This is a genomic window from Micromonospora sp. CMU55-4 (genome assembly GCF_011602315.1).
Lineage (GTDB): Bacteria > Actinomycetota > Actinomycetes > Mycobacteriales > Micromonosporaceae > Micromonospora > Micromonospora chalcea.
In genome coordinates this window covers 255109-280022 of the sequence record NZ_JAAOLH010000004.1, presented here as the reverse complement: position 1 = coordinate 280022, position 24914 = coordinate 255109, and the positions used below count along the sequence as shown (strand labels likewise).

The window sequence follows — 24914 nt, the reverse complement described above, 5'->3', positions numbered from 1 at the left end:
CGGCTGCCGGCGCCCCCTTCCGGCGCCGGTCAGCCTACCGTCCACTAGAGGCCGTTTTGTGGACCTTGTGAACGTCGAAATCAGTTGAGTACGGCGCCGGCGTCGTCCCGGAACTCCCGGCTCCGCCGGTTGTCCAGGTGCACGTAGACCCGGTGCAGCCAACGGTCCCGCCCGTCGAAGCGGGGAGTGAACTCGGACCGGCCGTGCAGCACCAGCCGGTTGTCGATGAGCGCCATCATCCCGGTCTGCAGCACCAGCGGCGTGGAGACGTCGGTGAGGATCCGCTTCAACCGCGCCATCACCTCGCCGGCCTCCTCGTCCAGCGCGGTGGTCGCGTTCAGGTCGAGGCAGATGTTCGAGTCCTCCACGCTGCCGGTGAGCACCGCGTGCGGCGTGGTGCGGTCACCCTGGCGGAACGAGGGCGGCGGCGCGGTGACGAACCGGGGCTCGCGCAGCACCTTCCGGTCGGTCTCCTCGATCAGCGGCAGGGCCTGCCGGATGCAGGTGACCAGCGTGCCGGCCCGCTTGGCGTGATCGTTGCGCAGGCACAGCAGGCCGACGTAGTCGGGGCGTTCCCGGTGGAACGCGTTCTCCACGTGGAACTCCAGCGGCACCGACCCGGCGTTGCTCTGGGAGTCCTCCAGGCCGCGCACCGGGACGACGTTCTGCACCAGGGCGCCGCTCTTCTCGCTGCGGTAGGCGATCACCTCGCCGAGGTGCAGGCCGACGAGCATGGCCAGGACGGCCGGCACGGTGGTCGCCCGTTCCACCGACTCCCGGACGGTCGGAGTGCTCGGCAGGTCGCGCTCGTCCACCGGAAGGCCGGCGAGCACGAGTGAGCCGGTGGCCCCGGCGTCGCTGCGGAAGTCGCGCAGCGTCTCCATCAGCCGCAGCGGCATCCGGCAGCTCGCCTGCCGGGCCTGCGTCACCCAGGACAGGTCGTCCAGCAGGCGCGGCGACGCGGCGACGAGTTCCTCGGCCAGCGCCCGCAGGGCGGTCCGTTCGTCGTCGGCGAGGTCCAGCCTCAGTCCCTGCGCGCCGCGGGTCGACCGGTCAGATGTCGTGGTCATGGATTCGTCCTCTCGTACGGCGTGCGCGATCGTCCCGGCGCACGGGGGCCGGTGTCGGCACGGAGGGGATTCGTGGGAGTGGATCAGAGGGCGGGCAACGCGCGGCTGTCCACCTTCCCGTTGGTGGTGAGCGGAATGTGGTCGATGGCGACGACGTCCGCCGGGATCATGTAGTCGGGCAGGTCGACGGCGAGGTGGGCGCGCAACGCGGCCGCGTCCACCGCCGCGCCGGCGGTGAGCACCACGTACGCCGCCAGGCGCTTCTCGCCGGGGCTGGGCTCGCGGGCGAGCACCACGGCGTCACGGACGCCCGGATGGGCGGCGAGCCGGGCCTGGATCTCGCCCAGTTCCACCCGGTAGCCCCGGATCTTGACCTGGTTGTCGATGCGGCCGAGGAACTCCAGCGTGCCGTCGGGCAGCCAGCGGGCCAGGTCGCCGCTGCGGTAGAGGCGGCTGCCCGGCGGGCCGTACGGGTCGGGCCGGAACCGGTCCGCGGTCAGGTCCGGGCGGCCCAGGTAGCCGCGCGCCACCCCGACGCCGCCGATCCAGACCTCGCCGGGCACGCCGACCGGCACCGGGTCGAGCCGCTCGGTCAGCACGTACATGGTGGTGTTGACGATCGGCACTCCGAGCGGCACCAGCTCGGTGGCCGGCGGCTCGCTGATCGGCTGCCCCGAGTTGCCGATGGTGATCTCGGTGGGGCCGTACTCGGTGGCGACCTTCGTGCCGTCCGGCCCGGCCAGATCCAGCCAGCGCTCGGCCAGCGCCGCGGTGAACGAGTCCCCGGCCGCGATGACCATGCCGGCCAGGTCCCGCGCCTGCTCCCCGGTGAGCTGCCAGGTGAGCAGGTCCAGGTGGCCCGGGGTCATCTTGATGAAGCTGTACGGCGCGCCCGTGAGCAGGTGCGCCCCGAGGTCGGCGGTGTCCAGCGGCTCGGGCAGCAGGTGCGCCGGCTCCCCGGTGATCAGCGGGGTGAAGATATTCGGGATGCCCAGGTCGAACGAGATCGAGGAGAAGACCGGGGCGCCGCCGGGGCCGTGCGCGGCGTACGCGCCGACGGTCCAGAGCAGATAGTTGGCCAGGCCGGCGTGCGGCACCAGCACACCCTTGGGCCGCCCGGTGGAGCCGGAGGTGAAGATGACGTAGGCGAGCTGGGCCGGGTCGATCGGCACGGTCGCCGGGGTGTCGGGCCGGGCCGCGACGGCCGCCGCGTCCGCGTCGACCAGGACCAGGACGCCGTCGTACAGGCCGGTGAGGGTGGCCTGCTCGACGGTGGAGGTGACCACCACCGGGCTGCCGGCCGCCTCGATCATGTAGCGCAGCCGTTCCGCCGGCAGCTGCGGATCCAGCGGCAGGTAGCCGGCCCCGGACTGCCAGACCGCGATCAGGGCGGGGATGAGGTCGGGTGTGCGGCCCAGGCACACGCCGACCAGGGTGTCCCGGCCGGCGCCGAGGTCGAGCAGGTGGTGGGTGAGCCGGTTGGCCCGCCGCATCAGCTCCCGGTACGTGAGCCGCGTGTCGCCGACCCGGACGGCGATCCGGTCCGGAGTGGCGTCGGCCTGGGCCCGGATCAGGTCGACCACGGTCACGTCGCCCCGGTGCGCCGTCTCCGCGACGGCCCAGTCGCGCAGCACCGCGTCGCGCTCGTCCGCCGGCAGGTAGGTGCGCCCGGCGTCACCGTCGGGGTCGGCGGCCATCGCCACCAGCACCTCCCGGTAGAGCGCGGCGAGCCGGCGGGCGTACCCGGGGTCGACTGTCTCCCCGGCGACGCGCAGGCGCAGGCGGTCCGGCCCGGCGGTGACCCGCAGGCCGTACCCGTCCCGGTCGGCCGGCAGGCCGGGCAGCGGCTCACCGGGCAGGCCGGCGGCCGGGTCCCACTCGAAGAGGGCGTGCTGCCCCTGCCCCGGCCCGCCGGTGACCGGCCGGTACGCGAGCCGGTGGGTCCACGCGTCGTGCTGGTGGGCGGCCACGTCGCGCACCAGCGCCCGCCAGGTCGCCGCGCGGGCGGCCGTCGGCACGGGCCGCACCACGCGGTGCAGCAGTCGCTCGCAGTCCGGGCGCGCGGCGCCGCCGTGCGGGGTGAGGGTGGCGTCGGTGTGCCCGGCCGGTTCGGCGCCGAGCATGCCGAGCACGGTCTGGTGGGCGGCGAACAGCACAGTGGACAGCGGCGCCCCGGCGGCGTCGGCGAGCACGGCCAGCCCGGCGGACATCCCGGCCAGGTCGACGGTGAGCTCGGTGCTCCCGACCGCGCCGCCCCAGCCGCCGGGCAGGGCGCAGGAGCCGCCGGCCAGCGCCCGGGTCCAGTACTCCTCGCCTTCGAAGTCGGCGGCGGCGTCGAGCGCGTCCGCGACGCAGGGCGCGTGCCGGGTGGCGGTGACCGGCGCCGCGGCGTAATAGGCGCGCAGCAGCTCGGCGAGGATGCCCGCCGGGTCGGCCACGCAGCTCAGCGCCCGGGGCGCGGCGACCAGCAGCGTCCAGCTCTGTTCGGTCTCCAGGATCACGGTCAGCCGTAGCGGCCCGGCGGCGGCCGGGTCGAACGGCGTGGCCCGTTCGGTCTCCAGCAGCGCGGCGAGCATCGCGTCGCGCTTGTCCGCGTCGACGCTGCGGTGGTCGTGCCGGGCCAGCGGGACCGCGGCGTCCGGATGCGCCAGGTACAGCGGCTCGGTGCCGCCGGACGGGTCGGTCGAGCAACGGAGCAGTTCGTGCGCGCGCACCACCGCCTCGACCGCCGAGGCGAAACGCTCCGGCGCGAACGGGGCCGGGTCCTCGATCCGCCGGCCGTCCAGGTCGACCTCGGTGAACGCCGACGCCTGCGCGACCAGGTCGGCCGGTACGTCGGGCAGCGGATAGGCGTCGCTGACGCCGGCCGGGACGATCGCCCGGTCCCGGGGACTGAGCAGCGTGAACGGCTCGATGTCGGCCGCTTCCACCGCCGGGTCGAGGGGGGTCATGTCTCGTCTCCTGGGTTCCGGTCCACCGGCGGCCCGCTCCGGGCGGGTACGGCGGCGGCTGTGGTCGGGGGCGGTCGGTGGTGGTACCGGTCGGCGGCGCCGGACACCCAGGGCGGCGGTACGACGGCGGCGAGATCCCGCGCCACCGTCGCCACCACCTCGGCCCGCGCGCCGTGGAGGAAGAAGTGGTTGCCGGGGAACAGGCACAGCCGCGACCGGGCCGAGGTGTGCCGCCGCCACCCGTCGAGCGCCCTCGGCGGCACGATCCGGTCCCCCCGGCCGCCCAGCACCGTCAGTGGCGTCGCCAGCGGCGGCTCGGGGCGGTGCTCGTACGTCTCCAGCACCGAGAAGTCGGCCCGCAGCACGGGCAGCATCAGCCGCATCAGGTCGGCGTTGTCGAGCACCTCCGGCGGGGTGCCGCCCAGCTTCGCCAGGTGCGCGCGGATCTCGTCGTCGGCGGCGCAGTGCAGCAGCGGCCGCGACGACGGGGAGTCCGGCGACGCGGCGGCGGAGACGAACACGTGCTCCGGCTGGCGCACCGGGCGGCGGCGCAGCGCCCGGGCCAGCTCGAAGGCGAGCAGGCCCCCCATGCTGTGCCCGAACAGCGCGTACGGCCGGTCCAGCGCGCCGGTCAGCGCGTCGGCGAGGGACCGGATCAGCGGGGTGAGGCGCAGGAAGGGCGCCTCCTGCAGCCGGGTGCCCCGGCCGGGCAGCTCCAACGCCACCACCTGGACTCCGGGTGGCGCGGCGCGCTGCCAGCCCCGGAACGCCGCCGCGCCGCCACCTGCGTACGGCAGGCAGAACAGGCGGACGTCAGCGTCCGGATTCCACACCTGACCGCCCAGCCACCGACTGTCCACGGGGAACCTCCTCCTCCCTGATCTGGCCGTAGTCGAGCCGGACGAGCCGGTCGGCGGCGTCGAAGTAGCGGTCGTCGTGGCTGATCACCACGACGGCCTTGTCCCGGTCCCGCAGCTCCGGCAGCAGGTCCCGGTAGAAGAAGTCCTTGAAGACCGGGTCCTGGTCGGCCGCCCACTCGTCGAACAGGCAGAAGGGGCGGTCCTCCAGGTACGTCACCAGCAACGCCAGCCGTTTGCGCTGCCCGAGCGAGAGCGCCGTGGTGGAGAAGCGGTCCCCGTCGACGCGTACCTTGTGGTCCAGTTGCAGGCGCTCCAGGTACCGCTGCGCCTTGGCGGCCTGCTCCCCCGCCGGCAGCCCGAGCAGGCTGTCGAAGAGGTGGAAGTCGGAGAACACGGCGGAGAACAGGTTGCGGTAGTCCTCCCGGTTGGCCGCGGTGACCTGGGTGCCGTCCACCTGGATCGCGCCGCTCTCCGGCTCGTACAGGCTGGTGAGCACCTTCGCCAGGGTGGTCTTGCCGCTGCCGTTGGCGCCGACGACGAAGAGGATCTCGCCGCGCCGGAACTCGAAGTCCAGCGGGCCGAGCACGAACTGCTCGCCCTTCGGTCCGGGGTAGACGTGGCTGACCCCGCGGAAGGCGATGCTTCGCCACCCGGCGAAGACGTTGCCCGCCCGGCCCGCGGCGGCCGGGACCCTGCTGTTCGGCACGGCGGGCGCCCGCCCCGCGCCCGGCCCGCCGAGACCCGCGTCGAGCTCCGCGAGCCGCTCCTTGATCTTCCCCAGGGCCACCGACGCCCGGCCCAGCGCGGGGAACCAGACGAGGACGCCCTGAAGGCTGGAGACGGCGAAGAGCAGGATCAGCACGCACGACGTGAGCGTCTGGTCGGACAGGGCGAACCAGGCGGGGAAGGCGAACAGCAGCAGGCCGATGAAGGCGAAGAAGACCGCCTGGCCGCCACCTGTGGCGCCCTCGTAGACGGAGAGGCCGAAGACGCTGTGCCGGCGGTAGGCGGACGCCGTGGCCGTCAGCTCACCGTCGATCAGCGCGGCCCGCCGCTCCCGGTTGAGCTTCAGCTCCTTGAGCCCTTCGGTGACCGAACGGAAGTGACCGAACAGCGCGTCCTGCTCCCGCCGCGCGGCCTTGAGCGCGCCCAGGCCCGAGGCGGAGACGAGCAGGTAGAGCAGCACGCCCACGACGACCGTGGCGCCGGTGGCGAGCGCCACCGCCGGTGAGACGATCACCAGGTACGCGATGGCCACCAGCACGAACGCCGCGCCCGAGCAGATGCCCGGCAGGCCGGGCAGCGCGTCGGCGATCACCACCACGTCGTCGGCGAGCACCGAGTAGAGCTGCGCCGTGCCGGTCCGCTCCACGGTCCGCAGCGGGGCGTCCAGGATGCCGTCGATGAGGCGGCGGCGCAGGTGGTAGACGGCGCCCTGGGACAGCCGGTACAGCATGCTCTGGGAGACGAACTTGGTGACCAGCGTGGCCAGGCAGAGCGCCACGTATCCCCAGATCAGCCGCTGCGAGGGCGCGGCGTCGGCGGCCAGCGCCAGGTTGACCATGGCGATGAAGGCGGCGCCGGTGCCGCCGCTGACGATGCCCGCCGCGATGGCCAGCAGGAACGGGCCCCGGCTGTAGCGCAGCAGGTAGGCAAAGAGGCTCATGCGCCCACCTCGTCCAGCCAGGCACGGAGCGTGGTCAGCGGCGCCGCCGGTGAGTCGGCCAGCCGGCCGAGCAGCAGGTCCCAGCGTCGCATCAGCGCCTGGAGCGCCCGGGCGTCGTGGACGTCGGTGGAGAAGATCCAGGTGCCGTGCAGTTCCGCGCCCTGTTCCCGCATGATCAGCGCCAAGTCGACCTCCGCCGGTCTGAGGTTGGTGCCGAGCACCTCGGAGAAGACGTAGTCGTCACCGATTTCCAACGAATCGACCCGCAGCCCGGGCAACGCGAGTTCCGGCACCTCGGCGTTGAGCAGGTTGAACAGGGTCCGCGTCGGGTCACCGTCCGCGGTGGCCGGCACCGCCAGCCACGGCGGCACGGCCCGGTTGGCGTACGCGTCGAGCGTCCGGTCCCGGACCTGCCGCACCAGCCCGGCGAACGTCGACGCGGCGGTCAGGTCGGCGCGTACCACGAGCGGGTGCACGAACCAGCCGATCAGGTCGGCCGTCTCGGCCCGGTCCCGGCCCGCCTCCGGGAAGCCCACCGGGATGTCGTCGCGGCCGGAGCAGGCGGCGAGCAGCAGGTGGTACGCGGCCAGCAGCGCCATGAACAGGCTGGCCCCCTCCTGCCGGGCGAGCCCGCGCAGCTTCTCCGTGACCGCCGGGTCGACGCGGAACGCGCGGGTGAAGCCGTCGGCGGCGGTCGTCCCGGTGGCCGGTGGCCGCAGCGTCAGTGCCGGTGGCAGGCCGGCGAGGGCGCGCCGCCAGTGGTCCACGTGCGCGTCGAGCGCGCCGCCGGCCAGTTGCCGGCGCTGCCACGCCGCCACGTCGGGGTACTGCACGGCCAGCTCCGGCAGCTGCGGCGCCCGGCCGGTGGCGTGGGCGCCGTAGAACTCGGTCAGGTCGCGCACCAGCACCCCGTAGGACCAGTTGTCGGTGACCAGGTGATGCATGGTGAGCACCAGCGCGTGCCGGTCCTCGCCGAGGCGGGCCAGCAGGCCGCGCACCATCGGCTCCGCGTCGATGCGGAACGGCCGCCGTCCCTGTTCCTCGATCAGCGCGCGCAGCTCGCCCGGGTCGGCGTCGCTGAGGTCCACCGCCGTCAACGGCCAGCCGCCGGCCGGTTCGATCCGCTGCGCCGGCCCGTCCGGGCCGTCCACGATCCGGGTCCGCAGCGCCTCGTGCCGCCCGGCGACGTCGTCCAGGGCGCGGCGCAGCGCCGCCTCGTCCAGCGGTCCGGTCAGCCGCAGCGCGGTCACCACGTTGTGGATCGGGTCGGCCGGGCCGAGCGGGTGGTGCCGGATCAGCCGTTCCTGGCTGAACGACAGCGGCAGGTCGCCGTCGCGGCCGACGCGCGGGATCGGGGCCGGGCCGGTGTCCGCGCCGGTCGCGTGCCGCCGGACCTGCCCGGCCAGCCAGCCGACGGTCGGGTTGCCGAAGAGGTCGCGCAGCGCGAGCCGTACGCCGTACCGGGCGTCGATCTGCGCGGCGAGTTTGGTGGCGAGCAGGGAGTGCCCGCCCAGGGTGAAGAAGTTGTCGTCCCGGCCGACCTCGTCGTTCCCGAGCAGCTCCCGCCAGATGTCGGCGATCGCCGCTTCCACCTCGTCGCGGGGCGCTTCGGCAGCGGCGGCGGGCTCGCCGGCGGGCGGCTGCGGCGCGGGCAGGGCGGACCGGTCGACGGTGCCGGCCGGGGTGCGCGGCAGCTCCGGCAGCGCCACCCAGGCGGCCGGAAGCAGATTCTCCGGCAGCCGCTGCCTCAGGTACGCGGCCAGCTCACCGGTCCCGGCCTGCCCCACGACGTACGCGACCAGCCGGTCGTCGTGCGCCACCACGGCGGCCGCGGTCGCGGCGGGATGCCCGGCCAGGGTCGTCTCGACCAGGTCCAGGTCCACCGGGAAGCCGCGCAGCCGTACCTGGTGGTCGAGGCGGCCCAGGTACTCGATCACGCCGTCGGCGCGCATCCGGGCCCGCTCGCCGGTGCGCAGCAGCCGCGCGCCGCGCGCCGTGCCGAACGGGTCCGGCGCCAGCAGCGCCGCCACACCTCCGGCCGGCGCCGGAAGCGGGTCGCCACCGACGTACAGCTCCCCCGGCACACCGGCCGGGAGTGGCTGACCGGCCCGGTCCAGGACGTGCGCCCGGGTGCCCGGCACCGGGCGGCCGACCGGCATCAACTGCCGCTGCCCGCCGTCGGGCGTGGCCGGGTCGGCGGGCCCGCCGTCGGGCGTGGCCGGATCGGTGAGCTCGCCGTCGACGGCGCACAGGTGGGCGGTGACCGGCGCGGCCACGTCCGGCGGCACGAGCACGTGGTGCAGGGCCGCCGGCGACCGCTCCGCGAAGCGCGCCACCAGGTCCCGGGACAGCGGCGCCCCACCGCAGAAAACGTGCCGCAGCGCGGCGCAGCGCTCCACCCCGCGCTGGTCGAGAAGGTCGGCGAGCAGGTCGGGCCGGAAGCAGGCCACGCTGACCCGCTCCGCCCGGATCAGGCCGACCAGGTGGCGGGCGTCGCGGTCTCCGCCGGGCCGGGCCAGCACCACGGCCGCGCCGCTCAGCAGCGGGGCGTACAGCTCCCAGACCGCCGCCGGGGCGGCCAGGGGCGCCTGCTGGAGCACCCGGTCGGCGGCGGTCAGCCCGGCCGCCTCGGACAACCAGCGCAGCCGGTCGCGCAGCGCGGCGTGGCTGTGCACCGTGGTGCGCGGCGCACCGTCGGGCGGAGAGGTGACGTAGGCCGGGTCGCCGCCGGTGACAGTGCCCGCGCCGGCCGGCGCCGCGGCGTCCGGCACGAGGGCACCGGGCACGGCGGCGTCCGGCACGGCGCGCGGGTCGGCGGACGGGTCGTCCACCAGGCAGGTCGGCCCGGACCAGCGCGGGACGCCGCCCTGCGGGCGCGCGGTGAGCAGCAACGCGACCTCGGCCGCCGTCAGCAGCGCTGCGGCCCGGTCGGCGGGCAGCGCCGGGTCCACCGGTACGACCACCCCGCCGGCCCGCCAGACGGCGAGCGGCGCGGCCACCAGCTCCACGCACCGGTCCAGCCGCACGCCGACGCGGGTGCCCCGGCGCACGCCCGCTGCCCGCAACCGGTCGGCGAGCGCGCCGACGAGCGCGTCCAGCTCGCCGTAGCCGACCGTACGGGAGCCGAACCGCACCGCCGGGGCGGCCGGGTCACGGCGGACCGCCGCGGCGAAGGCGTCACCGACCAGCGGACGGCCGGCGTCGGTCGCCGGGCCGGTGGCCAGCGCCAGCAGCTCGTCCCGCTCGACCGGGCCGACGAGCGGCAGCACGCCGATCGGGGTGTCCGGGTCGTCCAGCAGGCCCCGCAGCAGACGGTGGAACATGCTCACGTGACGCCGGGCGGTCGCCTCGTCGAACAGGTCGGTGCTGTACTCCAGCCGCCCCCAGATCGTGTCGCCGTCCTCGAAGAGGTCAAGCAGCAGGTCGAACTCGGCCTTGCGGGCGTCCAGCGAGACCGGCTCGACCCGCAGCGGCCCGTCGTGCCAGGACGGGAACGGCACGTTCTGGTACGAGAACAGCACCTGGAAGACCGGGGTGCCGGCCGCCGACCGTTCCGGCTGCAACTGCTCGACCAGCCGCTCGAACGGGATGCCCTGGTGGTCGTACGCGGCCAGGCACACCGCACCGACCCGGCGCAGCAGCTCCCGGAACGACGGCTCGCCGCGCAGGTCGGTACGCAGCGCCACGGTGTTCATGAACAGCCCGATCAGCGGTTCCAGCTCGACCAGGCGCCGGTTGGCCACCGGCGAGCCGACCACCACCTCCTCGTCGCCGGTGAGCCGGTGCAGCAGCACCGCGAAGGCGGCCTGGAGCACCATGAACAGCGTGGCGTTCTCCTGCCGGGACAGCGCCCGCAGCCGGGGCACCACGGCCGGCGGGATCTCCACCGGCACCGAGTCACCCCGGTAGCTCTTCTCCCTCGGCCGGGGCCGGTCACCGACCAGGCCGATCTCCGGTGGCGCGCCGCCGAGCTGGCCCGTCCAGTACGCCAGGTCCGCCGCCCACGCCTGCTGAGCGGCCGGCTCCTGCTGCCAGAGGGCGAAGTCGGCGTACTGCACCGGCAGCTCGGGCAGGCCGTGCGGCCCACCGGTCAGCAGGGCGCGGTAGCAGTCGATCAGCTCGCGCAGCAGCACCCCCATCGACCAGCGGTCGGACACGAGGTGGTGCAGGTTGAGCAGCACGCCGGTCACCTGCGGGCCGAAGCGGAGCAGCCGGACCCGCACCGGCGAACCGGCGGCCAGGTCGAACGGCCGGCCGATCAGCTCCTCCTCGCGGCGGCGCAGCTCGGCGTCGACCTCCCCGGGCGCCACCCCCGGCACGTCCTCGACCTGCACGTCCGGCGGCAGCTCGGCCCGCACCTGCTGGTACGGCCGTCCGTCCCGCTCGAAGAAGACCGTCCGCAGCGACTCGTGCCGGCGGACCACCTCGGCGCAGGCGCCGGCGAACAGGTCCGCGCGGAAGTCGCCGTGCACCCGCATCGCCGTGGAGATGACGTACGCGGAGGTGTGCGCCGCGAACTGCTCCAGGAACCAGATCCGGCTCTGCGAGAAGGTCAGCGGCACCGGGGCGTCCCGGTCGGCGCGCGGTGGCACGGTCCGCGCCGGGGCGCGGTCGATGCCCTCCTCCTGGAGCAGGTTGCCCAGCAGCGCGAGCCGCTGCGCGGACAGGGCGAACCGCCTGGTGCTCATGCCTGCGTCCTTCCGTCGGCGCGGTCGAGCGCCTGCTGCACCTCGTCGTCGGACAGGTCGCTGAGCCGGATCAGCAGCTCGGCGGTCTTCTCCACGACGGTCCGCTGCGCGGGGTCGGCGGTCAGCGCGCGGGTGAGCCCGGCGACCGTCGGGTCGGTGAAGACCTTGTGCAGCGGCACGTCCACGCCGAACGCCTCCCGGACCCGGGCCACCATCCGGGTGCTGAGCAGCGAGTGCCCGCCGAGGGCGAAGAAGTCGTCGCCCACGCCGACCCGGTCGACGCCGAGGGTCTCGGCCCAGATGCCGGCGATCACCTCCTCGACCGGTGTGCGCGGCGCCACGTACGCCGATGTCACCTGCCGCCGGCCCGACTCGGGCGCGGGCAGCGCCTTGCGGTCGACCTTGTTGTTCGGGGTGAGCGGCAGCGCGTCGAGGAAGACGTACGCCGAGGGCGCCATGTAGTCGGGCAACTGCTCGCCGACCGCGGCCTGCAACCGCGGCAGCAGCCGCCTCGCCCGGCGGCCGAGGGCGTCGTTGACGAACGAGTCCCAGCGCGGCTCGGCGGCGGGCGGCCCGGCGAGCCGGGGCAGCGGCGTCTCCGGCCGGCCGTCGCCGGCCAGCCGGCGCAGCACGACGGTCAGGTCACCGGCCGGTCCGTGACCGGACCAGTCCAGGTCCAGCCGGTAGCCGGTCTCGTCGGCGAGCCGGCGCAGCTGTTCCGGCTCGACGGCGGCCGGGTCGACAGGGGACGCCAGCTCGGCCCGCAGGTCGGCGACCGTGCCGTCCGCCCCGGCGAGCGCCGTCGCCGCCCGCGCCCAGCGGTCGACGCGGGCGTTGGGTACGCCGCGCAGCGCGAGCAGCGCCGGACGGTCGGCGGTGAGCCGCTCGCGCAGCCCGGCCGCGGTGAGCCCGCTGTCGCGCCAGTCCAGCCACGTCACGTCCCCGGCGTCGACGACGTCGCCGTCGACGGTGAGACGCACGTCGTAGCGGAACCGGGTCAGCTCGTTGCTCACCGAGCCGAGCTTCGGCATCACCCGTACCCCCGTCAGCCGGGGGAAGCGGGCCGGCAACGCGGTGAAGAAGCCCGGGTCGAAGACCAGCTCCCGGTCGTCGGCGACGGCCCGGCGCACCCGCTCGCGCAGTTGCTCGGTGCTGTCCTGCGCCTCGGCCCGCTCCACCTGCACGGAGGTGTGGAAGGTCTCCAGCAGTGGCAGGCTGCGGATGTCGCCGAGGAAGAGCGAGCCGCCCGGGGCGAGCCGGGGCAACGCGCCCTCGATCACCCGCAGCAGGTAGTCCTCGTCGGCGAAGTACTGCGCCACCGAGTTGAGCACGATCACGTCGAAGAGCTGGTCGGGCAGCGCGTCCAGCTCGTCGGCGGCACAGCCGAACAGCTCCACCCCGGACAGTCCCCGCGCCGGCACGTCGGCGCGCAGCCGGTCCAGGGCGACAGCGGAGATGTCGGTGCCCCAGTAGCGGCGCACGTGCGGGGCGACCCGGTAGAGGATCAGGCCGGTGCCGCAGCCGATCTCCAGCACCGAGCGCGGGCCGTCCTGGAGGATCCGCTCGGCGGTCGCCTCGGCCCAGCCGCGCATCTCCGCCACCGGGATCGGCGCTCCGGTGTAGCTGCTGTTCCAGCCCCGGGTGTCGAACGTCGGGTCGACCTCGCCGGTGTCCGTCACGTCGTACGCGGCGTCCCAGACGTCGCGCCACTGCTCCACCTCGTGCGGCCACTGCGCCGCCGCCTCGGCCCGGGCGTCGGCGCCGGCCACCACGTACGCCACCAGCCGCTGGTCGCCGGGGGTGTCCTCGCGTACGGTCACCACCGCCTGGTTGACCTGCGGCTGCCGCTCCAGCACCGACTCGATCTCGCCCAGCTCGATCCGGAAGCCCCGCAGCTTCACCTGGTGGTCGAGCCGGCCGAGGAACTCGATGCTCCCGTCGGCGCGGCGGCGGACCAGGTCACCGGTGCGGTAGAGCCGGTCGCCCAGCCCGATCGGGAAGGGGTGCCGGACGAACCGCTCGGCGGTCAGCTCGGGCCGGTCCAGGTAGCCCCGCGCCAGGCCGGCGCCGCCGATGTGCAGCTCGCCGGGGACACCCGGCGGCACCAGGTGGCCGCTGCCGTCGAGCACGTGCAGTTCGGTGTTGGCGATCGGCTCGCCGATGGAGATCGGGCCGTGGTCGACCCGCGCCACCGCCGACCAGATGGTCGTCTCGGTCGGGCCGTACATGTTCCACAGCTCGGCGCACCGGCCGAGCAGGCGCTGGGCCAGCTCGGCGGGGAGCGCCTCACCGCCGGCCAGCACCCGCAGCCCGGCCTCGCCGGTCCAGCCGGCGTCGAGCAGCATCCGCCAGGTGGACGGGGTGGCCTGCATGACCGTCGCGCCGAAGGCGTCCAGCGCGGCGGCCAGCCGTTCCCCGTCGGCGGCGACCTGGCGGCTCACCACTGCCACGCAGGCCCCCTCGACCAGCGGCAGGAGCAGCTCCAGCCCGGCGATGTCGAAGGAGAGCGTGGTGACCGCCAGCAGCACGTCGTCGGCGGTGACGCCGGGGCGCTCGCCCATGGCGAGCAGGAAGTTGCCCAGCGCCCCGTGCGGAACCTGCACGCCCTTGGGCCGGCCGGTGGAGCCGGAGGTGTAGATGACGTACGCCAGGTCGTCGGGGCGCACGTCGACGTCCAGCGGTTCGGCCGACTCGGCGACCAGCTCGTCACCGAGCAGGTCCAGGCAGAGCGGCTGCGCCTTCACCCCGCCCAGGCCCGCCAGCACGTCGCTGCTGGTGAGCAGCACGGACAGGTCGGAGTCGGCGAGCATGAAGGCGATCCGGTCCGGCGGGAAACCCGGGTCCAGCGGCACGTACGCACCGCCGCTCTTGAGCACGGCGAGCATCGCCACGACCATGTCGGCCGAACGCTCCAGGCAGATGCCGACCATCGTCTCCCGGGCCACCCCGAGCCGCCGCAGCCGGCGGGCCAGCCGGGTCGAGCGCCCGTCCAGCTCGGCGTAGGTCAGGCTCTCCCGGTCGGTGCGCAGCGCCGGGGCGTGCGGGGTGGCGGCGGCCCGGGCGGCGAAGCGCTGCGGCACGCACACCGGCTGCGGCCAGCCCCGGCGGGTGTCGTTCCACCGCAGCCGCAGGTCACGCTCCTCGTCGGCGCCGAGCATCGGAACCTGGTCGATCGGCCGGTCCGGGTCGGCGAGCAGGTTCTCCACCAGCTGCGCGAGGTGCCGGGACATCCGCTCCACGGTGGCCGGCTCGAACAGGTCGGTGTTGTACTCGAACCAGCCGGTCAGCCCGTCCGGCCGGTCGAAGACCTGCAGCTCCAGGTCGAACCGGGCGGTGGAGCTCTCCACGTCGACCGGCTCCAGCCGCAGCCCGGCCACGTCGAACTCGGGCATCGGGATGTTCTGAAAGATGAAGTGCACCTGGAAGATCGGCGAGCGGGACAGGTCCCGGCGCGGGGCCAGCTCCTCCACCAGCCGCTCGAAGGGCACCTCCTGGTGGGCGAACGCGCCGAGGCAGGTCTGCCGGACCCGCCCGACCAGCTCGCGGAAGCTCGGGTCGCCGGACAGGTCGGTGCGCAGCGCCAGGGTGTTGACGAAGTAGCCGACGAGCCGTTCGATCTCCGGCCGGTTCCGGTTGGCCACCGGTACGCCGACCACGATGTCGTCCTCGCGGCTGTAGCGGTGCAGCAGCGCCTGGAAGGCCGCGAGCAGGGTCATGAACGGGGTGGCGCCCTCCCGCTGGCTCAGCGCGCGCAGCCGGGTCATCACCGGCTCGGGCAGGGCGAAGGGCCGGGAGCCACCCCGGGTGCTCTGCACCGCCGGGCGGGGCTTGTCGATGGGCAGTTCCAGCGCGGCCGGCGCCCCGGCGAGCGTCTTCTTCCAGTACTCCAGGTCGGCGTCGAGCGCGTCGCCCTCCAGCCGCTGCCGCTGCCAGACGGTGTAGTCGACGTACTGGATCGGCAGGTCCGGCAGGGTCGACTCGCGACCGGCGGCGAACGCCCCGTACAGCTCGACCAGCTCGGCGATGGCCACGGACATGGACCACAGGTCGGCCGCGATGTGGTGCATGGTCAGCAGCAGGATGTGCTCCTGCGGTCCGAGCCGGAGGAACCGCACCCGCAGCAGCGGCCCGCCGGCCAGGTCGAACGGGCGGGTGAACTCCTCCCGGGCCAGCTCCTGGATGCCCGCCTCACCCTGCGGTCCGCGCAGGTGGGCGCAGTCGACCACGGTGAACTCCGGCTCGCAGACGGCGTTGACCAGCTGCCGGGGCTCGCCGTCGACCTCGGTGAACGTGGTCCGCAGCGCCTCGTGCCGGCGGGTGATCTCGTTGCAGCAGCGCCGCCACACCTCGAGGTCCAGCGGGCCCAGGATGCGGACGGCGCCGGGGATGTTGTACGCGGCGCTGCCCGGCGAGAGCTGCTCCAGGAACCAGAGTCGTTGCTGGGAGAAGGAGGCCGGGAACTCCCGCCGCTGCTTCTTCTGCCGCAGCCGCTCGGCCAGCAGTGCGCGCTTCTCGGCGGCGGACAGGCTGCCCAGGTCGGTGGTCGTCACGGGCGATCATCCTCGGTGTGTGGGTGAGCTGACACGGCTGCGGACAGGACGTGCGGCGCTCGCGTACGGCGGGCACGCGCCGGGGCGGGCGGAAGCGGCCGGCTCATGCCCGTCCCCCGCCGTCGTCCTCGGCGAGCAGGGCGGCGAGCTGCGCCTCGATCTCCTCGTCGGACAGCTCGTCGAGGCCGGCCAGTTCGTCGTCGGGCACGTCCCGGCTCACCGCTTCGATCCGGTCGGCGCCCCGATCCCCCGGCTCGCCGGGGTCGGCCAGCACGGTCACCGTGTGCGCCACCGTCGGGCTGTCGAAGAAGCCCCGCAGGTTCAGCTCCACCCCGAACCGGCCGCGGATCTTCGCGCCGATCTGCACGGCGGCCAGCGAGTGTCCGCCGAGGGCGAAGAAGTCGTCGTGCACGCCGACGCGGTCCAGGCCGAGCACCTCCTGCCAGATCTCCGCCACCGTCCGCTCGGCCTCGGTGCCCGGCGCCACGTACGGGGTGTCCAGATCGGGCCTCGGATGGGTGCCCCGGGGCGGGGCGATCTGCTCCACCTCCCCGGCGAGCAGCGCGGGGGTGATCGAGGCGGCGAGCCGGCGCAGCCCGGAAAGGTCCCGGCCGGTGACCACCACGTGCTCCGGCAGCTCGGGCGCGGCGAGCAGCCGGTCGAAGGCGGCCATCCCGTCGGCGGCGGTCATTCCCTCGCTGAGCACGTGCAGGGTGCCCGGCGTCGCCTCGCCCGCGCCCGTGCCGGCGGCGGTCACCGCGCCGTCGCGCACCTGTTCCAGCAGGCCGTCGATGTCGTTGATCCGCTTGATGGTGAAGTCGGTGATCCGGGCCAGCAGCTGTCCCTGCGGGGAGATCAGCTCGATGCTGACGGTGAGCGTCTCGCCGGAGTCACCGGCCTCGTCCACCTCGACGTGGCAGTGGACCACCCGGGTCAGCGGAGCGAAGACCCGCAGGCTGCGGTAGGTGAACGGCAGGTAGAACACGTCCCGCGCGCGGATCCGTGCGGACGCGCCGGCCACGTCCAGCAGCGCCGGGTGCAGCGGGTAGCGCTCCAGGTCGGCGGCGAACTCCTCGGCCAGTTCGAGCGTGACCATCAGCCGCCGCTCGCCGGCCTCGATGCGGCGCAGGCACCGCCAGCGCGGGCCGAACGAGAACTGCAACCGGCCGCCCTGCTCCACCCGGTCGAGCTTCAGCCGCCGCTTCAGTTCGTCCTCGGTGTCGATCACCTCGGTGACGGCGCAGTCGCGGCGCAGCCGGTCCAGGTCCCGGGCCGTGTCCGCCGGCCGCTCGTGGAAGGCCACGGTGCCGCTCGCGTGCTCCTGCCAGCGGCCGGCCTCCCCGTCGACGCGGCTCTGCACGCTGAACCGGAGCTGCCCGTCGCGCTCCTGCACCGTGGTGAACAGCTCGCGGCTCCGACCGTCCGGCACGATCACCGGCATCAGGAACAGCACGTCGTTCAGCTCCACCACCCGGCCGGCCGCCCGGTCGGCGACCGCCGCGTGGACCAGCTCCAGGTACGTGGTGCCGGGAACGAGGCCGTGGCCCATGATCCGGTGCTCGTCGACGATCCAGCTGTCGGCCGTGCTGAGCGTGGTGGCGTACGTCCGGGACGTACCGGTCGAGGAGACCAGGCGTTGCAGCAGCGGGTGCCCGGTCAGCGCGGCGCCGCCGTGCAGCCGCTCGACCAGGCCGGCGGCCATGCCGGTGTTGCGCCAGGTGTCCCAGGCGACAGCCGCGACCGGCGCCCCGGTGGTGGCTCGCCGCCACTGGGCGTAGACGTCCAGGAAGGCGTTCGCCGCGCAGTAGTCGCTCTGCCCCGGCCCGCCGAGCAGCGCGGTCAGCGACGAGCAGAGCAGCAGGAAGTCCAGTCCGTCGGCGTCGCAGACGGCGTCCAGGTGCAGCGTGCCGACGGTCTTGGCGGCCAGCACGTCGGTCACGTCCCGGCCGGACTTGACCGCGATCAGTCCCCGCGACGGCAGGCCGGCGGCGTGGATGACGCCGTGCAGGCCACCGCCTTCGGCGCGCAGCCGTCCGACCGCGTCGGACAGGGCGGCCCGGTCGGTGACGTCGGCGTGCAGCACCACCACCCGCGCGCCCAGTTCCCGCAGCCGCTGCACGCCGCGGATCCGCCGGCTGGTGTCGTCCTGCTCGCCGTGCTCGGCCAGCCAGTCCGGCCACCGCGTCGAGTCGGGGAACGCCGAGCGGTGCAGCAGCCCGAGCACCGGCGCGTCGACCGAGCGGGCGATCTGCTCGGCCAGCGCCAGCCCGACCCCGCCGAGACCGCCGGTGATCAGGTAGACGCCGCCGGGCCGCAGCCGGCCGCCCGTCCCGCCGGCGGCGTCGGCGGGCAGGGCCTCGAAGTCGCGTACCCACCAGTGCCGGCCGCGCAGCGCCAGTTCCCGGTCGGCGGTGGGCGCGGTCAGCCGGGCCAGCACGGTCGTGGGGCCGGGCGCCGGGTCGGCCGCGGGCAGGTCCAGCACGCGGCAGGTGACGTCCGGGACCTCCTGCGGGATGACCGTGGTGGCGCCGAGCAGCGGGGCGTTCTCCGGCTGCAGGGCCTCCTCGCCGGTCACCGCGAACAGGCCCCGGCTGAGCACGTCGATCTCCACCGGGCCGGCGGGCTGCACGTCCCCGATCGCCTGGGCCAGGGCCAGCAGGCTGTCGAACCCGACCCGCCGGGCGCTGTCGATCCGGTCCGGATCCGGGCCGTCGCCCGGCTCCACGGTCAGGCTCCACAGGTGCACCACCCGGATCGTCCGGCCGGCGTCCACCTCCAGCGACTTGAGCAGGGCAGCGTGCTGGTCCCGGCTGGCCGGGTCCAGCGACCAGGCCCGCTCGCCGGTCTCCCGCAGCTCGTCGCCGGCGCTGACCCGCAGCACTGTCGCACCGTCGTCGGCCAGCCGCCCGGCCAGCGCCACGCCCAGCGGCAGCTCGGCGCCGAGCACCACCCAGGTCGCCCCGTCGGTGGTCCCGGCGGCCGGCGCGGTGAGCCGCCGCCAGCCCGGCACGTGGAACCACTGCGCGTCCGGTTCGGTCGCCGCGACCGGCGCGGGCCGGACCGGGCCGGGCCGCGGCTCGATCCAGTAGCGCTGGCGCTGGAACGGGTACGTGGGCAGGCGCAGCAGCCGCCGCGGCGTGTCCCCGGCGCGGGCGGCCCAGTCCACCGGCGCCCCGGCGGCCCAGAGTTCACCCAGCCCCGCCAGCAGGTACTCCTGGTCGTCGCGCGGCTCGTCCGGGTGCCGCACCGATCCGGCCACCGTCCGCCGCTCGTGCCAGGCGCGGTGCTGGCGGACGAAGTTGCGCAGCGTCTGCCCCGGACCGACCTCCAGCAGCACCAGCTCCTCGTCGGCGAGCAGCACGTCCAGGGCGTCGGCGAAACGCACCGGCGCGCGCAGGTGTCGTCCCCAGTACTCCGGGTCGGTGGCCTGCTCGTCGGTGATCCAGGCGCCTGTGACGTTGGAGACGAACGGGGTGGCGGGCGGGCGCAGGGCGACCCGGCGGACCGCGTCGACGAACGGCGCGACAGCCGCGTCCATGCTGGGTGAGTGGAAGGCGTGCGAGGTGCGCAGCCGGCGGCACGCCACCCCGTCCGCCGCGAGCCGCTGCGCCAGCGCGTCGACCTCGGCGGTCGGGCCGGCCACCACGCACAGGCCGGTGGAGTTCACCGCCGCGACGCACAGCCCGCCGGTCAGCCGGCCGGTCACCTCCGCCTCGGGCAGGAACACCGCGAGCATCGACCCGGCCGGCATCGACTGCACCAGGCGCCCCCGCGTGGCGACCAGCGCCACCGCGTCCTCGAGGGAGAACACCCCGGCCAGGCAGGCGGCCACGTACTCGCCGACGCTGTGCCCGACCATCGCCGCCGGGCGGACGCCCCACGACATCCACAGGCGGGCCAGCGCGTACTCCACCGCGAACAGCACCGGCTGCGTGACAGCGGTACGCGCCAGCGCCAGCGCCGCGTCGCCGGTCTCGTCGTCGGCGGCGAACAGCGGCACGCGCAGGTCTTCGCCCAGATGACCGGCGAACAGGTCGGCGCAGCGGTCCAGCTCGGCGGCGAACACCGGCTCGCTGCGGTACAGGCCCCGCGTCATGCCCACGTACTGCGCGCCCTGGCCGGGGAAGAGGAACGCCACCGGCGCGTCCCGTCCGGCAGGCGTGCCCGTGCCGGCGTCGGCGGCCCGCCGCAGCGCGGCGACCAGTTCGGCGCTGTCCCGGCCGGTCACCGCCGTACGGTGCTCGAAGGCCCGGCGGCGGGCGGCCAGCGTGTACGCCACGTCGTCCAGGTCCAGGTCGGGGTGGGCGGCCAGGTGGTCGGCGAGCCGGCCGGCCACGGCGGCCAGCGCCGGCGCGGACCGGGCCGACAGCGGCAGCACCCGGGCTACGGCCGGTGCGGCGGGCGGCGCGGCGGCCGACGCGGCCGGGGCCGGCGCCTCCTGCAGGATCACGTGCACGTTGCTGCCGCCGATGCCGAACGAGCTGACCCCGGCCCGGCGCGGCGTCTCCCGCCGGGGCCACTGCCGCAGCTCGGTGTTGACGAAGAACGGGCTGGTCGGCAACGCCAGCTCGGGGTTGGCCCGGGTGTGGTGCAGGGTCGCCGGGATCGCCTCGTGGCGCAGCGCCAGCACCGCCTTGATCAGGCTGGTCACCCCGGCCGCGGCGTCGAGGTGCCCGACGTTGCTCTTCACCGAGCCGATCGCGCAGTAGCCCACCCGGTCGGTGTGCTTGCGGTACGCGCGAGTCAGCGCGGTGATCTCGATCGGGTCGCCGAGGGCGGTGCCGGTGCCGTGGGTCTCGACGTAGCCGATGCTGTCCGGGTCCACGTCGGCCACGGCGAGCGCCTCGGCGACGACGCGGGCCTGCCCGTCCACGCTCGGCGCGGTGTAGCCGACCTTCAGCGAGCCGTCGTTGTTCACCGCGGTGCCGAGGATGACCGCGTCCACTGTGTCCCCGGCCGCGTGGGCGTCGGTCAACCGCCGCAGCACCACCACGCCCACACCGTTGCCGGCGACGGTGCCCTGCGCCTGCGCGTCGAAGGGCCGGCAGTGCCCGTCCGGGGAGAGGATGCCGCCCTGTTCGTAGCGGTAGCCGCCGCGCAGCGGCACGCTCACCGACACGCCGCCGGCCAGGGCCAGGTCGCACTCGCCGTTGAGCAGGCTCTGGGCCGCCAGGTGCACCGCGGTCAGCGAGGTGGAGCAGGCCGTCTGCACGGTCATGCTCGGCCCGGTCAGGTTCAGCTTGTACGACACCCGGGTGGCCAGGAAGTCCTTGTCGCTGGAGATCAGCGTCTGGTAGCTGCCGGCCGCGTCCACCGCCTGCTCGTTGGCGAGCAGGTTGAACAGCAGGTACGAGTTCAGGCTCGACCCGGCGAAGACGCCGATGCGCCCGTCGAAGGTCTTCGGGTCGTGGCCGGCCGACTCCAGCGCCGTCCACACGCACTCCAGGAAGACCCGGTGCTGCGGGTCGAGGACCTCGGCCTCGCGGGGGTGGTAGCCGAAGAAGCCCGCGTCGAAGCGGTCCGCGTCGGCCAGGACGCCCTTGGCCGGCACGTAGTCGTCCCGCGCGGCCACCTGCGGGTCGACGCCGTCGGCGCGCAGCTCCTCGTCGGACAGGCGGGCGATCCCCTCCCGGCCGGCCGTGAGGTTCGCCCAGAACTCGTCCACGTCGGCCGCGCCGGGGAAGCGCCCCGCCATGCCGATGACGGCTATCTGGTCGAGGTTCTCGACGTCGTCTGACATCTGTCTCACCTACCGTTCATGCCTGCGCGGCCGACGAGCGGCGGCGACGTCGACTCAGTGACTGCCGGCGGGTGGCCGCCCGTTCCTGGGCGTCGCCCAGGCCGTCGCCGTCCGCGCCGGGCCGGTTGAGGTAACCGGCGAGCGCGGCGACGGTCGGGAACTGGAACAGCTCGACGAGCGTCACGTCCCGGCCGGCCGCCGCGACGAGCCGCAGGCGGGCCTCGGCCATCAGCAGGGAGTGGCCGCCCAGCTCGAAGAAGTTGTCGTCCACCCCGACCTGCTCCACGCCGAGCAGCTCCCGCCAGATGCCGGCGACGGTCCGCTCCAGCTCGTCGCGCGGCGCCACGTACGGGCTGCGCAGCTCCGGGCGGGCCAGGTCGGGTTCGGGCAGGGCCGACCGGTCCACCTTGCCGTTCGGGGTCAGCGGCAGGGCGTCCAGCGTGGTGAAGACCGCCGGCACCATGTAGTCGGGAAGCCGTTCCTTCAACCGGCTGATCAGCTCACCGGTGGCCGGCACGGCCGGCCCGGCCAGGTACGCCACCAGCCGGGTGTCGCCGCCGTGCGCACGCGCCACCACCACCGCCTCGGTGACGCCGGGGCAGGCGGTCAGCGCCGCCTCGATCTCGCCCAGCTCGATCCGGAAGCCGCGCAGCTTCACCTGGTGGTCGAGGCGGCCCAGGTACTCGATCGCTCCGTCGGCACGGATCCGGCCCAGGTCACCGGTCTTGTAGAGCCGGGCGGGCGGCCGGTCGTCGTCGCGGTCGCCGGTGACGGCCGTGCCGCCGGCCGCCGCCGGCGTGGCGAACGGGTCGGCGACGAACCGTTCGGCGGTCAGCTCGGGCCGGTTCAGGTAGCCGAGCGCCACGTTGACCCCGCCGATGTGCAGCTCGCCCGGCACACCCACCGGCACCGGCTGCAGATGGTGGTCCAGCACGTACACCTGGGTGTTCGCGATCGGCCGCCCGATCGGCACCGGCCGGGGGTCGTCGCGGCGGCAGGCCCAGGCGGTGACGTCGATCGCCGCCTCGGTCGGGCCGTACAGGTTGTGCAGCTCGGCGGCGGACCGGGTGAAGAAGCGGTCCTGCAGGTCGCGGGGAAGCGCCTCGCCACTGCAGATCACCCGGCGCAGGCTCACGCACCGCTCGACGTCGGGCTCGCGCAGGAACGCCTGGAGCATGGAGGGCACGAAGTGCACGGTGGTGACCTGTTCGGAGCGGATCGTGTCGACCAGGTAGGCGCCGTCGCGGTGCCCGTCCGGGCGGGCCACGACGAGCGTCGCGCCGGTCATCAACGGCCAGAAGAACTCCCAGACCGAGACGTCGAACGAGTACGGCGTCTTCTGCAGCACCCGGTCGCCGGGGCCGAGGCCGTAGGCGTCCTGCATCCACAGCAGCCGGTTGCGGAGGCCGGCGAACGTGTTCGGCACGCCCTTGGGCCGGCCGGTCGACCCGGAGGTGTAGATGACGTAGGCGACGTCGGTGCCGCGTACCGGGGTGGGCCGGTCGTCGGCGGCGTCCGCGGGCACGTCGTCGGTGAGCAGCTCGTCGGCGAACCACAGCGGCCCGTCCCAGGACAGCTTCTCGCCGAGCCGCCGCTGGGTGAGCACCACCGCCGGGTCCGCGTCGTCGAGCATCAGCGCCACCCGCCCGGCCGGCAGGCCCGGGTCGACGGGCACGTACGCGCCGCCGGCCTGCCAGATCGCCAGCAGGCCGACCACCAGCTCCACCGAGCGTTCCAGCACCAGGCCGACCCGCACGCCGGGGCCGACCCCGGCGGCACGCAGCCGCCGGGCCAGCCCGTTGGCCCGGCGCAGCAGCTCCCCGTAGCCGACGGTGCGGCCGGCGAACCGCACCGCCGGCAGTTCCGGCGTACGCCGGGCCCGCTCGGCGACCTGCTCGTGCGCCCAGCCCGCGCCGGGCCACCGCCGCGCCTCGCCCCGGGACAGCGCCAGCACGGCGTCCCGCTCGTCGGCGTCCAGCAACGGCAGTTCGTCGACAGCCGTGTGCGGGCCGGCGACGGCCAGCTCGACGATCCGCCGGTAGTGCCCGGCCATTCGGGCCATGGTGGCGGGTTCGAACAGGTCCCGGTCGTACTCGAACCAGCCGCTGACCCCACCGGCGTCGTTGAACAGCTGCAGCTCCAGGTCGAAGCGGGCGCCCTGGGCGCGCAGCGGTAGCCGTTCGAACTCCACCCCGGCCAGGGCCAGCGTGGGCAGCGGGTCACTCTGGTAGGAGAGCCCCACCTGGAAGATCGGCGGCCGGCTGAGGTCGCGGGCCGGCTTCAGCGCCTCCACCACCTTCTCGAACGGCACCCGCTGGTGGGCGTACGCGCCGAGGCAGGCGTCCCGGACCCGGCCCAGCAGTTCGGTGAAGGTCGGGTTGCCGGTCAGGTCCACGCGGACCGGCAGGGTGTTGACGAAGAACCCGATGAGCGGTTCGACCTCGGCCCGGTCCCGGTTGGCCATCGGCACGCCGACCACCACGTCGTCCTGCCCGCTGTAGCGGCGCAGCAGCACGCCGAAGGCGGCCAGCAGCGCCATGTACGTGGTCGCGCCGTGCTGCTTGCCGAGCGCGCCGAGCGCGGTGAGCACCGGCTCGGGCAACGTGAACGGGTGGGAGGCGCCCTGGAAGCCCTGCACCGGCGGGCGGGGCCGGTCGGTCGGCAGGTCGAGCACGGCCGGCGCCCCGGCGAGGTGCTCCCGCCAGTGGGCCAGGTCCGCCGACAGGTCCTCCCCGCCCAGCCAGTCCTGCTGCCAGGCGGCGTAGTCGCCGTACTGGACACTCAGCTCGGGCAGCGCCGGCCGGTCGCCGGTGGCCAGCGCGGCATACCGGGTGGAGAGTTCACCCAGCAGCACCCCGACGGACCAACCGTCGGAGACGAGGTGGTGCATCGCCACGCCGAGCACGCAGTCGTCGTCACCGAGCCGGAGCAGGGCCAGCCGCAGCAGCGGGCCGGTGGTGATGTCGAACGGCTCGCGCAGCGCGGCCACGATCCGCGCCTCCAGCTCGTCGCCGCCGGCCGGCGTGCCGCGCAGGTCGGTCTCGGCCAGCGGGATCGCGAGCGCCGGGTGGACCACCTGCACCGGCCGCCCGTCGCGCAGCTCGAACGTGGTCCGCAGCGACTCGTGCCGGGCGACGATCCCGTCGACCGCCTGCCGCAGCAGGGCGGTGTCCAGCGGGCCGCGGATGCGCACCGCCGCCGGGATCAGGTACGCCGGGTTGCCGGGGCGAAGCTGCTCCAGGAACCAGATGCCCTGCTGCATCACGGAGATCGGGAAGACGTTCTCCCGCCGGGCGGGCCGCGCCTGGCCCCGCTCGCGCAGCAGCTTCTCGAACAGCGCCCGTTTCTCCGGGGAGAGCGCGGCGAGCCGTGCGTCGAGGTCGGTCATC

At 74.7% G+C, this 24914-nt stretch carries 8 protein-coding genes; all 8 read right to left on the bottom strand.

Going from position 1 to position 24914, the window contains the following annotated elements; genetic code table 11:
- Nucleotides 1–80: 80 nt before the first annotated feature.
- The 8 genes from HA073_RS09560 to HA073_RS09525 all read right to left on the bottom strand — a co-directional run bounded on the left by HA073_RS09560 (nt 81) and on the right by HA073_RS09525 (nt 24913).
- Nucleotides 81–1070 (bottom strand): TauD/TfdA family dioxygenase, encoded by a 990-nt coding sequence (locus HA073_RS09560; protein WP_082930898.1) that lies wholly within the window; start codon nt 1068–1070, stop codon nt 81–83.
- A gap of 83 nt (nt 1071–1153) precedes the next feature.
- A complete protein-coding gene (locus tag HA073_RS09555; protein WP_166456187.1) occupies nt 1154–4021 on the bottom strand; it encodes an amino acid adenylation domain-containing protein in 2868 nt (955 codons plus the stop codon).
- Entirely contained in the window at nt 4018–4881 is an 864-nt protein-coding gene (locus HA073_RS09550) for a thioesterase II family protein (RefSeq protein ID WP_083297006.1), read from the bottom strand. Before HA073_RS09550 ends, HA073_RS09555 begins: the two co-directional genes overlap by 4 nt.
- A complete protein-coding gene (locus HA073_RS09545) occupies nt 4835–6547 on the bottom strand; it encodes a cyclic peptide export ABC transporter (RefSeq protein WP_205796684.1) in 1713 nt (570 codons plus the stop codon). The genes HA073_RS09550 and HA073_RS09545 overlap by 47 nt, the downstream gene beginning before the upstream one ends.
- Entirely contained in the window at nt 6544–11235 is a 4692-nt protein-coding gene (locus HA073_RS09540; RefSeq protein WP_166456186.1) for a condensation domain-containing protein, read from the bottom strand. Before HA073_RS09540 ends, HA073_RS09545 begins: the two co-directional genes overlap by 4 nt.
- A complete protein-coding gene (locus HA073_RS09535; protein ID WP_166456185.1) occupies nt 11232–15785 on the bottom strand; it encodes a non-ribosomal peptide synthetase in 4554 nt (1517 codons plus the stop codon). The genes HA073_RS09540 and HA073_RS09535 overlap by 4 nt, the downstream gene beginning before the upstream one ends.
- Nucleotides 15786–15888: 103 nt before the next feature.
- Nucleotides 15889–21525: a type I polyketide synthase gene (locus HA073_RS09530; RefSeq protein WP_166456184.1), complete on the bottom strand. Its 5637-nt coding sequence runs from the start codon at nt 21523–21525 to the stop codon at nt 15889–15891.
- A 16-nt stretch (nt 21526–21541) separates the two neighbouring features.
- Nucleotides 21542–24913, bottom strand: a complete 3372-nt coding sequence (locus HA073_RS09525) for a non-ribosomal peptide synthetase (protein ID WP_166456183.1) — start codon at nt 24911–24913, stop codon at nt 21542–21544.
- Between the last annotated feature and the right edge of the window lies 1 nt (nt 24914).